At 53.9% G+C, this 14870-nt stretch carries 18 protein-coding genes; 11 read left to right on the top strand and 7 right to left on the bottom strand.

Annotated elements, in window-relative coordinates:
* Together rsbW and HQN87_RS27180 are read left to right on the top strand one after the other, a co-directional pair.
* Positions 1-453 carry an anti-sigma B factor RsbW gene (gene rsbW / locus HQN87_RS27185; protein WP_173139715.1) on the top strand — a complete coding sequence of 151 codons (453 nt, stop codon included), beginning with the start codon at positions 1-3 and terminating at the stop codon, positions 451-453.
* On the top strand, positions 450-1220 hold the full coding sequence (locus tag HQN87_RS27180) for a sigma-70 family RNA polymerase sigma factor (protein ID WP_173139713.1): 771 nt from the start codon (positions 450-452) through the stop codon (positions 1218-1220). The genes rsbW and HQN87_RS27180 overlap by 4 nt, the downstream gene beginning before the upstream one ends.
* 151 nt (positions 1221-1371) lie before the next feature.
* Here the strand turns inward: HQN87_RS27180 and HQN87_RS27175 are convergent, their stop codons facing one another.
* Together HQN87_RS27175 and HQN87_RS27170 are read right to left on the bottom strand one after the other, a co-directional pair.
* Positions 1372-1704, bottom strand: coding sequence for a DUF5665 domain-containing protein (locus HQN87_RS27175; RefSeq protein ID WP_173139711.1), 333 nt, complete (start codon positions 1702-1704; stop codon positions 1372-1374).
* A gap of 144 nt (positions 1705-1848) precedes the next feature.
* Positions 1849-2385, bottom strand: a complete 537-nt coding sequence (locus HQN87_RS27170) for a YtxH domain-containing protein (RefSeq protein ID WP_173139709.1) — start codon at positions 2383-2385, stop codon at positions 1849-1851.
* A 322-nt stretch (positions 2386-2707) separates the two neighbouring features.
* Here HQN87_RS27170 and HQN87_RS27165 point away from each other — a divergent pair, with 322 nt between their 5' ends.
* Positions 2708-3427 (top strand): pirin family protein, encoded by a 720-nt coding sequence (locus HQN87_RS27165; protein ID WP_173139707.1) that lies wholly within the window; start codon positions 2708-2710, stop codon positions 3425-3427.
* 189 nt (positions 3428-3616) lie between these two features.
* On the opposite strand, the gene HQN87_RS27160 is transcribed toward HQN87_RS27165, so the two are convergent.
* The gene (locus tag HQN87_RS27160) at positions 3617-3841 is read right to left on the bottom strand and encodes a DUF1128 domain-containing protein (protein ID WP_173139705.1); all 225 of its coding nucleotides are present in this window, start codon (positions 3839-3841) and stop codon (positions 3617-3619) included.
* 141 nt (positions 3842-3982) lie between these two features.
* Between HQN87_RS27160 and yyaC the strand changes: the two genes are divergently transcribed.
* Together yyaC and HQN87_RS27150 are read left to right on the top strand one after the other, a co-directional pair.
* Positions 3983-4510 (top strand): spore protease YyaC, encoded by a 528-nt coding sequence (gene yyaC, locus HQN87_RS27155; protein WP_246553075.1) that lies wholly within the window; start codon positions 3983-3985, stop codon positions 4508-4510.
* Positions 4511-4580: 70 nt separating this feature from the next.
* Entirely contained in the window at positions 4581-5366 is a 786-nt protein-coding gene (locus HQN87_RS27150; protein WP_173139703.1) for an alpha/beta fold hydrolase, read from the top strand.
* A 75-nt stretch (positions 5367-5441) separates the two neighbouring features.
* Here the strand turns inward: HQN87_RS27150 and HQN87_RS27145 are convergent, their stop codons facing one another.
* On the bottom strand, positions 5442-6749 hold the full coding sequence (locus HQN87_RS27145; protein WP_173139701.1) for an MFS transporter: 1308 nt from the start codon (positions 6747-6749) through the stop codon (positions 5442-5444).
* Positions 6750-7316, bottom strand: coding sequence for a winged helix-turn-helix domain-containing protein (locus HQN87_RS27140; protein WP_173139699.1), 567 nt, complete (start codon positions 7314-7316; stop codon positions 6750-6752). It abuts the gene before it with no gap.
* Between the two features lie 207 nt (positions 7317-7523).
* Between HQN87_RS27140 and HQN87_RS27135 the strand changes: the two genes are divergently transcribed.
* A complete protein-coding gene (locus HQN87_RS27135; RefSeq protein ID WP_173139697.1) occupies positions 7524-8186 on the top strand; it encodes a DUF6483 family protein in 663 nt (220 codons plus the stop codon).
* 47 nt (positions 8187-8233) lie between these two features.
* Positions 8234-9427: a class I SAM-dependent methyltransferase gene (locus tag HQN87_RS27130; RefSeq protein WP_173139695.1), complete on the top strand. Its 1194-nt coding sequence runs from the start codon at positions 8234-8236 to the stop codon at positions 9425-9427.
* Positions 9428-9535: 108 nt separating this feature from the next.
* Here the strand turns inward: HQN87_RS27130 and HQN87_RS27125 are convergent, their stop codons facing one another.
* Complete coding sequence (locus tag HQN87_RS27125) at positions 9536-9784, bottom strand: hypothetical protein (RefSeq protein ID WP_173139693.1); 249 nt, start codon at positions 9782-9784, stop codon at positions 9536-9538.
* 185 nt (positions 9785-9969) lie between these two features.
* Between HQN87_RS27125 and HQN87_RS27120 the strand changes: the two genes are divergently transcribed.
* Positions 9970-12585: an O-antigen ligase family protein gene (locus HQN87_RS27120; protein ID WP_254075693.1), complete on the top strand. Its 2616-nt coding sequence runs from the start codon at positions 9970-9972 to the stop codon at positions 12583-12585.
* A gap of 8 nt (positions 12586-12593) precedes the next feature.
* On the opposite strand, the gene HQN87_RS27115 is transcribed toward HQN87_RS27120, so the two are convergent.
* Positions 12594-12740: a hypothetical protein gene (locus HQN87_RS27115; protein WP_173139691.1), complete on the bottom strand. Its 147-nt coding sequence runs from the start codon at positions 12738-12740 to the stop codon at positions 12594-12596.
* A gap of 238 nt (positions 12741-12978) precedes the next feature.
* Here HQN87_RS27115 and uptA point away from each other — a divergent pair, with 238 nt between their 5' ends.
* The 3 genes from uptA to HQN87_RS27100 are packed head-to-tail and all read left to right on the top strand — an operon-like array spanning position 12979 to position 14791.
* Positions 12979-13593: an undecaprenyl phosphate transporter UptA gene (gene uptA, locus HQN87_RS27110; RefSeq protein WP_173139689.1), complete on the top strand. Its 615-nt coding sequence runs from the start codon at positions 12979-12981 to the stop codon at positions 13591-13593.
* Positions 13590-14156 (top strand): thioredoxin family protein, encoded by a 567-nt coding sequence (locus HQN87_RS27105; protein ID WP_173139687.1) that lies wholly within the window; start codon positions 13590-13592, stop codon positions 14154-14156. The genes uptA and HQN87_RS27105 overlap by 4 nt, the downstream gene beginning before the upstream one ends.
* A 5-nt stretch (positions 14157-14161) precedes the next feature.
* Complete coding sequence (locus HQN87_RS27100; protein WP_173139685.1) at positions 14162-14791, top strand: MBL fold metallo-hydrolase; 630 nt, start codon at positions 14162-14164, stop codon at positions 14789-14791.
* Positions 14792-14870: the final 79 nt, after the last annotated feature.

The following is a 14870-nucleotide window of genomic DNA, read 5'->3' as shown; positions in this document are numbered from 1 at the left end:
ATGAGTGATGACGTACAAAGAGTAGTTCTTCAGTTACCCGCCAGTGCAGAATATGTCGATATCGTCAGACTTAATTTATATGGCATTGCCTCCAAGATGGGTTTCACTTATGAGGACATTGAAGATATGAAGGTAGCGGTCTCGGAAGCTTGTAATAACTCCGTGCTGTATGCTTACGGGCAGGCAGACGGTGTGGTTGATGTAATCTTTGAGGTAGGATCAAGTGTCTTATCCATTACTGTCAAAGATGAGGGGGAGAGCTTTGACGGTTTGGATGCGTCCGGGGAACGTCTGACGCTTCATGACAAGGAGCTGAATGATGTTCAGGTAGGCGGACTCGGATTCTATCTAATGCAGGCGCTGATGGATGACGTTAGCGTCGTTAGTGAAGCAGGGAAAGGAACGGTCGTTACCCTGACTAAACGGCTCAATTTCAGCGAGGAGAAAGTATGAGTGACAAAGTGACTCCCCCAGAGTCCATGAATGAAGCAGTAAGCCTGATCTGGGAATACCAGCAGACGAAAGACAATGAAATTGCAACAGTGCTCATCCGCAAATATGAACCCATGGTGAAGATGGCTGCCGGCAAAATTGCCCGTAACCGTCCGGATCTCTATGAAGATCTGTATCAGGTGGGCCAAATGGCGCTGATCCGACTGCTGCAGCAATACGACATCAGCTTAGGAATTCCCTTCGAGCCTTACGCGATGAAAAGCATGATTGGACATATGAAAAACTTCCTGCGTGATAAGTCCTGGTACATACAGGTTCCGCGGCGGATTAAGGAAAAAGGTGCACTCGTTCAGCAGGCCATTGACGAACTGACCATTCGGCTCGAACGTTCTCCGGCGGTTGAAGAGATCGCCCATTACCTGGATCTGACCGTGGAAGAAACGGTGGAAGTACTGGCAGGCCGGGAATGTTATCATTATGTCTCCTTGGATTCACCGCTCTCCCAGGAAGAGAGCGGAGCTACGCTCGGTGAATTGATCAGCTCAGACGCCAATGACTATGAGACTGTGGAGAAGCGTATGGATCTCCAGCAGGCTCTGGGACAGCTGAAGGAGCAGGAGCAGCAGGTGCTGCTGCTGGCCTTCCAGGACGGGCAATCCCAGCGGGCGATCGCCCAGAAGCTGGGTGTCTCGCAGATGAGTGTCTCGCGCATTCAGAAGCGCGCCACCGAGAAGCTGAAGCAGATCATGGCTAATTCATCCTATTAAGGTTCAATGCCATTATATAATCAGGGCAAGCTCATTCCCTACCGGGAGTGAGCTTGCCCTATTTTGGTTCCAATGCAGCACAAATAGCAACATCCCTCCTACAGTCTATTCGGTAGGAGTAGGCTGCAGGAGGGATGCGCGGGAAATGGCATCAGCTGTTGGTATCAATATACTTTTTGATTTCTGCAAGATATTCCCCGATAACCGGCACATCGAGAAACAAACTGAGAATATAGCCAAGCAGACCGAGGATCACAAACGTACCCAAGGAAAGCCCGAGGCCTCTGGAGATCCCGGCCATAAGATTGGTAATGATCCGCTTCTTGGGGTCCGTATAATTCTCAAGGATGTCCTTGAATTCGGATTTCTCAAGCGAATCCGCGATCTTGTCGAGCCTCGCATTCAAGCGTTTGACCTCATGCCGCAGCTCGAAGGGATGCTCATCAACTTCATAAGCTTTGGTTCTGTTGTCCGCTTCTCCCATAAGGCGTACCTGCTTTCTGTAGCCTGAGACAGGCTGTATTAGAATATAAGACTGCATCAACGGTGGCATACATAAATAGAGAGCAGCCAGCTATGGAAGATCTGGCCGCTCTCTTGCTATCTATTCAGCCGGATACCCCAGAGCTTAATAGGAGGTTTTGTAAGCTGACTTAACGTCCTCTTTAGCGTCCTTAGCCTCATCAGCTACTTCTTTGGAAGCATCCTTCGCCTTGTCGGCTACCTCTTTGGAGGCATCCTTAGCTTCAACAGACACATCTTCAGAAGCATCTTTGACATGACCTGATATATCCTTTGAAGCGTCGCTTACGGTTTCGCCGATCTTTTTGCCCGTTTCCGACAGAGTGGCTGCAATTTGTTGTTTGCTGTCACTTACTGTAGTGAAGATGTCGGAGGCCTTGGCGGAGACAGTGCCAGCCAGATCGGTAGCTTTTTCACTGACGGTTGTAGCCAAACTCTTAGTCTTGTCAGTTACAGCTCCGGCCACTTCTCTGGTCTTATCCGTGGCAACGGTCAGCTTATCGGACAGATCACTGCGCATTTCCCGTCCAGGCTTCGGTGCGAATAACAATGCAGCCGCTGCTCCAAGCAGCCCCCCGATGAAAATCCCTTTAAGAAATGTGCCGCCGCTCTCAACCGGATATTCTTTCTCTGCTGTATTCATTATCAATCACTCCTCATTAGAATTGTCATTCACATTCAGGTTGGCCTGAAGTATCTTACTTCGTATATAAACGTTGGGCTATGAGCTGAAACAGTGGAGTAGCTTGGGAAAGATTGCCGGAGGATATGGGAGCATCCAGGTCAAAACGGGTCTTTTCTATACATATTTAAGAGAATTCGAGACTTTACAAAGTTGATTGATGAAGAAAAGAAGGGGGTAAGAGATAGTTAATTAAAGCGTCTACACACATCTCATATTAACAAGCACTCATTCCACATTAAGGATATGGATAGGTTTCCAACATCTATGGAGGTGCAAAATCATGATTAAAGTAGTTACAGCAGCTGAGCGACATACTTCGAATAGAGAATGGATACACAGTGAATTCAGCTTCTCCTTCGCCGATTACGATGATCCCAGCAATGCCCATTTCGGCGCACTGCTGGCTCATAACGACAATGAATTGAAGCCGGAGCAAGGAATGCATGAGCACCCGCATCATGATCTGGAGATTATCACCTATGTGATTTCCGGTGTGCTGAAGCATCAGGATGATCTGGGGAATCATGCAGATCTGCAGGCGGGCAGTGTACAGATGATGAGTGCAGGAACAGGGATTAACCATTCAGAGACGAATCCGTCGGCCCACACGAATGCCCGGTTCCTGCAGATCTGGCTCCTGCCCGACCGTCCCGGGAAGACGCCGAAATGGGATGCCCGCTTCTTCCCGCCAGAGCTTAAGCTCAACCACCTGCTGCCTGTCGCCTCGGGGGAAGGAACGCAAGGTGCGCTTCAATTGGGCGAGGATGTTAACATCTATTTGTCCCTTTTGCAGAAGAACCGGGAGCTGCGTTATCCGCAGCAGGAGGAGCGGCGCACCCACCTGTATGTGATCTCCGGGAACCTGGAGATCGCGTGCTCGGATGGTGTATTCCAGCTTCAGCAAGGGGATGCGGCGCGGATCCGCAAGAGCTGTGAGCTGACCCTTAAAGGCATAAGCAGCGAAGGCGATGCGGAATTCATCCTGATTGATCTTCCGTAAATACCGGGAGCAGAGCAGTCCTGAAGCAGAGAATGTACAGTACACAAAAGCCCTTCTTCTTCACCGTCCGCTTGCGGACAGGTGGAGAGAAGGGCTTTTTTAAAAGATAAGGATTTATTTCTTGCAGAAGCGGATACCGTTCTTGTGAAAGATGCCGTAGCCGGTTCTACTTGTACGGGCAGCTCTATTCTATTTTTTACGTAAACGTCCGAGCTCCGATACCAGTGCCTCCACCTGTGAGATACTGAGCCTGTCGCTGCCCATGGCAACCTCATACACATCCTGAATATCCTCGTATTGCTCCACCGAAAAAGCCGAGGCCTGCATCGCAGCGGCACTGGCCATTTTTAGCTTGTTTTTAATGCCTTCGATCATATATTCCACGTTCTCCTGGCTTGGTTTCGACAAATCCATTGGGTATCACCGTCCTCCCTTAGTCATAGTTCCAGTATTTTAACATGGTTGACCCGCAAAAGACCATTTTTTTGTCCGCATCCCGCAAACATGTTAAATTATAGGGAAACAATCCAGGCAGGTTAAGGAGGGGAGAAGGTCTTGGCCATTAGGGAAGAGGAGAGCAGAAAAAGACGTAAAATGGATGCCGTTGGGCTGGCTTCCTTCTTTCGGGAGATCGCAGAATTGTATTCCGCAGAGCAGTTGACCTTTCTCTGTATTGGAACGGACCGCTCTACAGGGGATGCTCTGGGACCCTTGACGGGAAGCCGTCTGCTGGAATACGGATTTCCGAATGTAACCGGAACGCTGCCATCGCCCTGTGATGCGGATAATCTGGTACAGCGGATAACGGAAATCCCGGAAGGGCAGATTATTATCGCTGTAGATGCGTGTCTGGGACCGCCTGCGGCACTGGGCTGTTATTTTGCGGCAGCTCAGCCGCTGCGTCCGGCACAATCTGTCGGGTTGCTGTTGCCGGCAGTAGGGAATTACAGCCTGGCAGCCATCGTTGATGTGAACAGTCCCCGTCCATACAGGACCCTGCAGACCACTCCGCTCTACCGGGTGATACTTATGGCTGACCAGATTGCCCAAGCTGCAGCACAGGGTTTCGGACTTACGGATTGAGAGCGTTTCAAATGTGCTGTTCTAGCTTATTAATATAGACGACTACATAAGAAAAGAGGGGGAAGCAGCCATGGAAAATGTTCGATGCGAAGGAAGCAACATTTGCTACAGTGATCAAGGCAAGGGTGAAGTAATAGTGCTGCTGCACGGATTCTGCGGGAGTGCTGAATACTGGGAGAAGGTTATTCCAGGCTTAACCGCCAATTACCGGGTCATTGCCCCTGATCTGCGAGGGCATGGGGCCTCGGATGCTCCGCTCGGGGCCTATACCATCGAGCAGATGGCCGATGATGTGCTGTCGCTGCTGAACGCCTTGGAGATTCCTGAATGCTATCTGTTAGGACATTCTCTGGGAGGCTATATTACCCTGTCGTTTGCCCAGCGTCATGCTTCCAGACTGAAGGGCTTCGGACTGATTCATTCCTCCGGCTATCCGGACAGTGAGGAAGCCAAGGAGAACCGGCTGAAGAGCGTCAGCATGATCCAGAACGATGGGATCTTTGCTTTTGTAGATCAGCTGGTGCCCGGACTCTTCGCTTCCGGAGCAGCGCCGCAGCTGCTGGAACGGGCCAAGGAGATCGGCTATAAGACCCCGCCGCAGGGCGCGGCAGGCGCCGCCATGGCTATGCGCGAGCGCCCGGACCGGCGTGATGTGATCTCGGCAACAGCGCTGCCTGTGCTGCTGGTGGCCGGAGCAGAGGATTCCAAGGTAACGCCAGAGCGGACCTTCACCTCGGATAACCGGAATATCACCAAGGCGACACTGCCGGGTGTAGGCCATATGAGTATGTATGAAGCGCCGGAGCAGCTGGCACAGATTATTAAGGATTTCGTGCACGCCCCTGTGCAGAAGTAATTCATATAAGCAGAAAGAGGCAGCACTTCCGCCATCGGGCGGGTGCTGTCTCTTTCTTTTTACCACACGGCGGCTTTATTGAAATTTACGGATAGCCGGAACACAGAGCACGAGAGCGACACAGGTCAGTCCCAGAGTGGAGAAAATAAGGATCGTCGGAACCCCGCCAATCAGGTCGGCCAGCCAGCCGACAAAGATGTAACCGGCCGGCAGCAGGGCGAAGGAGCCGAATAGATCCAGGCTGGCTACCCGTCCGAAGGCTTCCTTCGGGACCAGCTCCTGCAGGCTGATCTCCCAGATCAGGCCGAAGATCATCAGCCCGAAGCCTTCAAGGGCAAAGAAACCGATGGCTGCAGCAGGAGTACCCGCGAACGGCATGAGCAGCAGAGCCACACCACCCAGCATAGCACCGCTGTATGCCATAATGCCGCGGTTCTTCCATTTGGGCCGCAGTCCGAACAGCAAGCCTGCAATAATTGCGCCTACCCCGGAGAAAGTAACGGCAAGCCCGTAGACATAAGGAGGCCAGCCGTGATGGACCTTGAAGAGCCAGGGAAGCAGGACGGTGCTGATTCCCGCGTAGCAGATGTTGATGAAGCAGAAGGCCAGAATCGTAATCCACAGCCAGGGGTGGCTGCGCAGAACGGAGATCCCCTCGATGAAATCCTCTTTCCAGTTAGGAGTATCCTGGGCTTCAGTATCCGGCAGAACAGAGGCCGCGGCATCTGCGGCGGGTCTGGTCTGTAATTGGGCGATCAGCACTCTGCGCAGGTAGACAAGGCAGAACAGGGAGATCAGATAAGTGAAGGCATCCAGGCCGAACCCGACACCTGCGGACAGGTGAGTGATCAGCAGACCGCCCAGGGCGGGGCCGATCAGGCGTACGGACTGGGTAGTGATTTGGGTCAGCGAGTTCGCAGCCACGCGGATGTCGGGAGTGAATACTGTGGCCCGGACTGCAGCATAGGCAGGCTGGAATAGACCATCGAGCAGACCGTAGAAGGCTACCAGGATACAGAGCAGCGGAATGCTGAGTATTCCGGTCAGGGCTAAGACTGCTGTTATCATCATTACGGCAAAACGGGCAATATCCGCCAGCATCATAATCCGCACACGGTCGTAACGGTCCACGATATGTCCGGATACCGGAAGCATGATCACATTCGGCAGCATGTAAGCGGCCATGACCAGACCCATCGTGGTAGTTGATCCGGTCAGGGAATAGACGAGAACGGGCAGAATGACCATCGTCACTGAGCTGCCGAGGAATGAAATTAAATGTCCCAGCCACAGATAAGGGAAGGCGCGCGAGCGGACAAAAGGAGCAGCGAAACCCTGCAGCGGATTGTGCTTTTCCTGCCCGGAAGGGGCGGCGGTATTCATCTACTTCTGTACCTCCGAATCTGTATCCGGCTCAGTAGCAGGCTCTGCAGACTGCAGACGGCCCATCACGATTTCCACGCCATATTCGTCGCCGGCAGTAACTTTAGATTCCCAGGCGGTGATCAGCTCCATCATCTCCTGATGGAATTTCGCAAGCTCCCGGGGGGAAAGGGTGAGTCTGGTGATGAAATGCTCCACCTGGTCTTCTTGGCTGAAGTGAAAGCCGGTAAGCTGCTCCGAGCGGAACATAGTTCCCTTAGAGCGGTAGAATTTCTGAATGATGCCCCCCGCCGTTTCGGTGCGGACAAGCTCCAGAAGCCCGCCTTCATAGAGCTTGATGATGTGGTAGTGGATGTTCCCCGGTGTCTTGTTCAGCTTCCCGGCAACCTGTTTGGATGTGAGGGGTTCCCCCGACAGCGTATGCATGATCTTAATCCGCAAGGCACTTTCCAGCAGTTTATCCTGTTCCGGGGTTACCTTCAAAGGCTGGACGTTTTCTTCCAGTTGAGACTTGCTTGAAGCAGCAGCTTCCGGAGGGCTTTGCCCGGGGTCAGCAGGTTGTGGCATCACGTTTCCTCCTATAGTTCGATCTGTCTTACAGTACGATCTGTATTCCAGATCGGATATGTGTATTGTATGTGAGGCTGCTATTTTATGTCAAGAACAATCAGCAGCAGTGAACAGGAGTGTCTGCTGAGGAACGGGGTTGTGCACAGGTGGCGCAGGCAGGTGGAATGGTTTAAGATGATTTCAAAGGCGAAAGGGTGAGCAAACATGTTCCGGAGAGATTATATCGTGCGCATGATCGAGGATATGACGGCAATGGTAGCCAAGGTGCTGACCTTGAAGCAGGATAAAAAAACCACAGAAGCCCTGTGGGAAGTGGATGAGCTGCTGATGCGGCATTTTCGCCTGAATTCGCGTCTGCTCAATTCGCTGTCTGTAGAGGATATTATTGATATGTTTCGTCTCGGCGGGGTGCTGGAAGCGGATAAGCTGCAAGGGGTAGCCCGGCTGCTGAAAGAGGAAGGCGGAATCTACACGGCCAAAGGGGAGCAGGATCAGGCTTTGTTCAGGGCGATGCGCTCGCTCCACCTGTTTTTGTATGCGGATCTGCATGGTGCCGACCGGGAGCTGCTAAATATGACGGAAGAGATCAATGAGCTGCTGGAGGAAGTGGAGCCGTACCGCCTGCCGGCCAAAACAGAGCGGCTGCTGATGGCCTACCAGGAATCCATGGGACGGTATGCCAAAGCAGAGAACAGTCTGTACCGGCTCTGGGAGCATGGGGAGAATGTTGCAGAGGAGGGCAGGGAGCTGTACGGACGGCTGCTGCTGTTGAGTCCGGAGCAGTTAGCCGAGGGCGGTCTTCCTCTGGAGGAAGTGCAGCAGGGCGCGGAGGAATGGAGCAAGCTGACGGTTAGTGCTATAATATAACGATATTCAGGAGACACCGTGCTCTATTTTATAAACCCGAAAGTGGGATGTACCCAGTGGAAGCTTTGAAAGAATTGATCGAGCAAGTGATTACCGGCCGTACGCTGATTACAGCTACTTTAAGCCAGCTGCGCAGCAAGGGCGAGACCGCCTACAGTAAAGTACAGATCAAACCTGTTGAGTTAAAAGGGAAGCTGCATTATCAGTTTGCCTACTATATCGGCCCCAAGGTGGAACACCGCAACATTCCCGCAGAGAATGCCGCAGAAGAAATGCTGTCTTTGCTGCGGGAGACCTTCCGCCAAGGCCTGCTGTGTACCGCCAGTGCCGACTACCAGGTGCTGATCAGCAAAAAATACAAGGTGTCCATTCTGACCAAATCAGCCAGCAAACAGGAAGCTCCGGATCTGGCCCATAACCGCCGGAAGCAGTATGTACTGGACGAGGGCGAGCCGGTGCCGTTTCTGGTGGAGCTTGGCATTATGAACAGCGAAGGCAAGGTGCTGGCCAAGAAGTATGACAAGTTCCGCCAGATCAACCGGTTCCTGGAGATGGTCCAGGATGTGCTCGGCGATCTGCCGACAGGACGTCCGCTGACGATTGTTGATTTTGGCTGCGGCAAATCCTATTTGACCTTTGCCCTGTATCATTATCTGGCCGTCCGTGAGCAGCGGGAGCTGAATATAGTCGGTCTTGACCTGAAGGCGGACGTCATTGAGCATTGCGGTGCGCTCGCTGCCAAGCTGGGCTATGACCGTCTGCGTTTCCTGGTCGGTGACATCGCCGACTACAATGAACTCGATCAGGTCGACATGGTCGTAACTCTGCATGCCTGTGATACAGCAACAGATGCCGCTCTGGAGAAAGCGGTACGCTGGGGCGCATCGGTCATCCTCTCGGTGCCCTGCTGCCAGCATGAGTTGTTCGCGCAGGTGCAGAGTGATGTACTAAGTCCGCTGCTGTCACACGGCATCCTGAAGGAACGGTTCTCGGCCCTGGCTACGGATGCAATCCGGGCCAAGCTGCTGGACCTGATGGGCTACCGCAGCCAGCTGCTGGAATTCATCGACATGGAGCATACGCCGAAGAACATTCTGATACGTGCCGTGCGCAGCGACAGCGGCGACAACGCCGCCAAATGGCGCGAGTATACCGCTTTCCGCGATTTTCTTGGTGCCAAGCCTTATCTGGAGCGCGTCTGCTCTGATCTGCTGCCCGACGGGAAGACGGAGCTTAATTAACCAGCTTAATAGTTCAGTGTGTGACAGAACGGCTGCTCCCTATGGGGGCGGCTGTTTTTTTGTGTGAATGCTCAATGTGATGCTCAAATTAAAATCCTATTTAAAATTCTATTTGAAATCCTGCCTCAAATGCAGCATCTCCGTCATTACGCCGCCACCTGATCGGGATTGTTGCACAAAATGCAGCATTTCCTTCACTACGCCGCCCTCTGGTTGGGGTTGTTGCACAAAATGCAGCATTTCCACTCCCCTAAGCCGGTTTATGGAACTATTCTTGTATTTTGTGCAACAATCCATCTGGACACCCGGGTATATCTGAATCAAAGCTGCAATACTTGCAACATTTTGAATAGTCACGTTGACTTATCCTGCCTGACTACGAGTCCTTCTCTTAAGCGTTATCTCCCCCAATGTGTTTATCTCCCTTAAGCGTTTATTTCTCCAATCATAGACGCTTAAATGCGGTTTATATAGCCATTTTCTTTTGCATTGCTATAGATATGGGCAGACTGTAAGCAACAAGAGGAATAGGAGATTTAGGAATGCAGATCAATCGGTTTCGGCAATACGGGGGAATGGCGGTCACGCTGGGTTGCGGTTTGGCACTGATAGCAGCGGGGGCTGCGGCCTGTATGCTGCGGGGATTCTTTTTTGTAGGGGAAATGTATCTCTTCTTGACTGGATGGTATGCGCTGTGCGGAGTTCTTACCTTAGGAGGGCTTGTCCTCTATGCTGCCTCCAGCTGGGAAATGCGGAAGCTGAAGCTGAAGGGGAAGCTGGCAGGGAAGGGGGAGACCGTACGGGCACTGGCCGGAGGGAGTGTGAAGGGAGAGACTGGAGGTCCCGTAAAGAGGGGAATAGCTGAAGCTGAGAGGTTAGCCGGGAGTGGGCGGTTGGTGGCAGATCGTGCCGGGAGGGCCGCGATGACGCGGGCAGCAGTTGAGGCAGTGTCAGGGAGCGGGCGAGTGTTGGATGGCAGCGTGAGCAGAGTTAGGAGGTTAAAAGCGATTGTATGGTTGTTGCCGGGCTGCTGCATGGTCATCTGTATTCTATATGCAGTTCATGCTCTCCGTGGCCCCCTATCCTCGCAGGGAACATGGAATGAATTGCTGCGCTGGGGATTCTACGCCAGCTTTGCTCTATTCGCTGTACTTGCGGCGGGAACGCGTCGGGGAGGAGCTCTTCTTGCCGCGGTCTGGCATCTGCTGGGCCTCGTGATCAGCCTGTCTGCCTTATTGGCGGTATGTGGAGGACTACCGATTCCCTACTCTGTAGCCTACAGCCAGTCGCCGGAGGTCAGTGCTACCGGTGCCCGGCTGGCCGGGCTGCTCCAGTATCCGAATGCCTTTGGCGCGGTGATGGCTGTGTATCTGCTGGAAAGATTATTCGCTGCGGCGTATGGCTTCAGGCTGACGGGCCCTTCGGGAACCGTACGCAGAGAAGAGGGCACAGAGGGAGAGGACGGAGCATCCCGTGGAGCGGTAAGCAGAGTGGAGCAGGAGAACATAGCTAGCGGTGAAGCGGAGGGTGAAGCGGTAAGCAGCGCGGGTGAGACCGCTATAGCTGGCAGAGCGGAGCGCGCGTGGCGCCGGACCGCAGAGCTAATGCGGACAGCGGCGCGCCTGCTGCCGCTGTTCCCGTACGCCGCCGCGCTGCTGCTCAGCGAGTCGCGCGGCGCATGGCTGGCTGCGGCTGCCGCCGGTGCCGCAGCCCTTCTCTGGAAGCGGCAGCTGTTCGTGCCGCTTCTCATCACCGGCGCCGCGCCCGCGGCAGCGGCGGCGCTGCTCTACCGCCAGCTGGCCCGCTCCGGGCTGGCGGCAGAGCCAATGCCCGGCCTGCTGCTGCTGGCCGGGCTCTGGGCCGGCGCGTGGCTGGCCGGCCTATGGCTGCACCGCCGCGTCAGCCGCGCGGCGGGCAAGCACCCCGCCGCCCTGCTGGCGCTGGCGGCGGGGGCCTGGACGGCGGCGGGCAGCGCCGTCCTCCTGCTGGTACGCGCGCGGATTACCGGTTCGTCACCGACGGCTGACGCGCGCGCACTGTTCTACCGCGATGCCTGGAAGCTCGCGGCGGAGGCGCCCTGGCTGGGGCGCGGGGGTGAGACCTGGCGGCATTCGTACCTCGCCGCCCAGTCCCGCCCCTATGTAGGCAGCCAGGTGCACAGCGGCTATCTCGACATCCTGCTGAATCTGGGGATCGCAGGTCTGGCGGCCGTCCTCCTGCTGCTGCTGGCGGCAGGCTGGCTGGTAGTCAAGGCATCCCCGCGCCTGTTGCCGCCTCTGCTGGTTCTAATCCTGCATAGCGCAGTCGATTTCGACTGGAGTTATGGCCTGCTCTGGCTGCTGCTGTTCCTGCTGCCTGCACGGGCACTTGCAGAAGCAACAGGTAAGCCAGTCTACCCCGCTGATACGTTTGCTGCTGAACGGCCTGGTATGGAACCGGGAGTTCCAGATGCTTCTGTTTCATTCCAGGGCCGTTCCCTCAACCGGAATGCATATAACCTCTGCACACCCCTTGCCCGGCAACGAATGCTGCTGCAGCGGTCATGGACCTATGCAGGAATGACAGTTCTTTGCGGACTGGCCTTCATGTTCAGCAGCATTTCTTATCAGGGCTTTAGAGGAGAATCTTTGTACAAGCAGGCTATCCGCGCACATGGTCCCGCGTCACAACTAGCGCTGTTACAGCAATCGCTGAAGTGGAATCCCAGAGAGCCGATGACGGCTGTCACTTTATCACGGCTGCTCGGCCAGGAGCAGGGGATTGACCTGCTGCTGCACAGTTTGCAGTTCTCCCCGGGAGATGCAGCCCTTCACTGGGAGCTTGCCGCACGGTATTTGCAGGGCAGCGATCCGGGCGAGGCGCTGTACTGGGTCCGCCGCAGTTTGCAGGCGGATAAGTTCAATGCCGCCAAACGTCTGGCGGCATTGAAGGGCATGCTTAATCTGGGCGAGCGGAGCTTCGCGGAAGGGGACAGACACAGGGCGGCAGACAGCGCAACCGCCGGGCTGGAGCTGCTGCGGCAATACAGGCTGCTTGCCAGCCAGGAGTACAGCAGAGGGCAGCAGCATAATGACCGGAGCTTCGTAATCTATCCGCAAGCCGAAGCAGTATCCCTTCGGTTAAGGAGCCTGCAGCACTCACTAGAGATGAAGTTATGAGCAGGGCCTCAGGCCTTAATTCTCCGTGAGATCAGCCAAGAGTAACGGACACCCGTGAAGTAGTTGTCCCTGATCTTCGGCATGAACTTTCCGATCACGGACAGCAAGATTACAATCAGCGTGTCCTGCCATTTCCATTTGAAATCCTTCATCATGATTCACCCTCCGTGTCAGAGTGGGGTTCCCGTTTGCCCGTACCCGTCAATTCCAGAAACCAGCCGAGCACTCTTCAAGTACCGTGAAGCTCTAATGCTATTTCCCATAAGTAGAAGTCGTAAGCCTGCATATGCTAGAATAGGCTAGGAGAAGCTGGATACATAGAGCGGACGAGGCTTTGGATTCTGCCAGCAGAGTACCGGGCTGATTACGCAATACACGGGAGGAGAGCTGCAGTTGCATTTTATATCTGATATCATTTCGCAGTTGTTTGAATGGATTCAGTCCCTGGGTTACTTTGGGATTATGATCGGCCTGATGATCGAAGTCATTCCAAGTGAGATTGTGCTGGCTTTTGGCGGTTATTTGGTCTCCCAAGGCGATATTAATTATTTCGGCGCTGTTCTATTTGGTACAGTGGGGGGAGTCATTGCCCAGATCTTTGTCTATTGGATCGGCCGTTATGGCGGCAGGCCTGTGCTGGAGAAATACGGGAAGTATATTTTTATCTCCAAAAAACACATTGATCACTCCGAAGAATGGTTTCAAAAGTACGGGACCGGTGTAATCTTTACGGCCCGCTTTATTCCGGTTGTCCGCCATGCGATATCCGTTCCAGCCGGGATCTCCCGCATGCCGCTGGGTAAGTTCACTTTTTTGACTACACTTGCAGTGATTCCGTGGAGCGCATTGTTTGTATATCTGGGGTACACGCTCGGAGACAAGTGGAAGACCATTGATGAGGTCGCAGCCAAGTATACCCATGAGATTATTCTTGGCGCTATTGCGGTCATTGTTCTGTATTTCCTGTTCAAGTGGTACAAATCCAAGAAGAAGGGTAGTGCAGTATGAAGCAGAATGTAGCCTCCAAATTTGGCCAAGGCCTGACTCCGCGCCAGTTCGTGGAAGGCATGACGAAGAACCAGCAGGCCTTTGAATCCTGGTATGAGAAGTTCACCTGGGAAGACGAGAGTGACCGCGAATATTTCGAGAGCCTGAATCACCGGGATGATCTGCGTGTGCTGATTCTGGCTGCCGACTGGTGCGGAGATGTCGTCCGTAATGTCCCTGTTGTATTCCGGATTTTGGAGACGGCTGGCATGAAGACTGAAGTATTGATTCTGGAAGAAAACCTGGATCTGATGGACAACTTCCTGACCATGGGCGGACGTTCCGTGCCTGTTGTGATCTTTGCCGATACCGGCGGCTATGTGCTGGGCCATTGGGGACCGCGTCCCGAGCATGTGCAGTCACTGATGAGAGAATTCAAACGGGAGAACCCGGACCGTGAAGCTGCGGATTATGACAGCAAAATTACCGAAGTGCGCAAAGCTATGGGGCAAGCCTACGGAGAAGGAACGGAATCACACGCAGTTATTGTCAAAGAGCTGCGCAGCCTGATCTCCGGATTCTAATGCCGATGCTGAATATTCGTTCTTATAATCTGGGGGCACTCCAGACCAATGCTTATCTTCTAACAGGGGCAGATCCGGCTAAGGGTGTGATTATTGATCCGGGCGCGAACCCGGCCGCACTTCTCCGTGCTGCTGAAGGTATGGAGATAGAGGCGATTCTGCTGACCCATGCCCATTTCGACCATATTGCCGGGCTGGATGAGGTCCGCAAAGCCAAGAAATGCCCGGTATATCTTCATCCTTTGGAGAGCGAGTGGCTGGGCAGCCCGAAGCTGAACGGCTCGCTGATGTGGCCTGATACTACCCCGCCTGTCAGCACAGATCCGGCAGAATACGATCTGGCGGAAGGCCAGGTGCTGAACCTGCTCGGACTGACTTTCCGGGTGCTGCATACGCCCGGGCATTCCCCGGGAAGCGTCAGCTTTCTGTGCGGCAATGATTTATTTTCCGGCGATGTATTGTTCAAAATGGGAGTCGGACGTACCGATCTGCCGGGCGGCAGAGAGCGTGATCTGTTCGATTCGATCCGCGGCAAGCTGTACCGGCTGGATGAAGAAGTGAAAGTCTATCCCGGACATGGCCCGCGCACCTCAATCGGATATGAGAAGCTCCATAACCCTTACGTCCAAGTATAAGAATTTCTCTGAAACTGTACCGTCCTTGAGAGGAACGTGCAGTTTCCACTTGCTATGTAACGACATCTTCAGGCTTATC

Source organism: Paenibacillus tritici (genome assembly GCF_013204885.1).
Taxonomy (GTDB): Bacteria; Bacillota; Bacilli; order Paenibacillales; family Paenibacillaceae; genus Paenibacillus_AQ; species Paenibacillus_AQ tritici.
The sequence above is the reverse complement of the archived record's forward strand: the minus strand, read 5'-3'. Positions and strand labels throughout refer to the sequence as shown.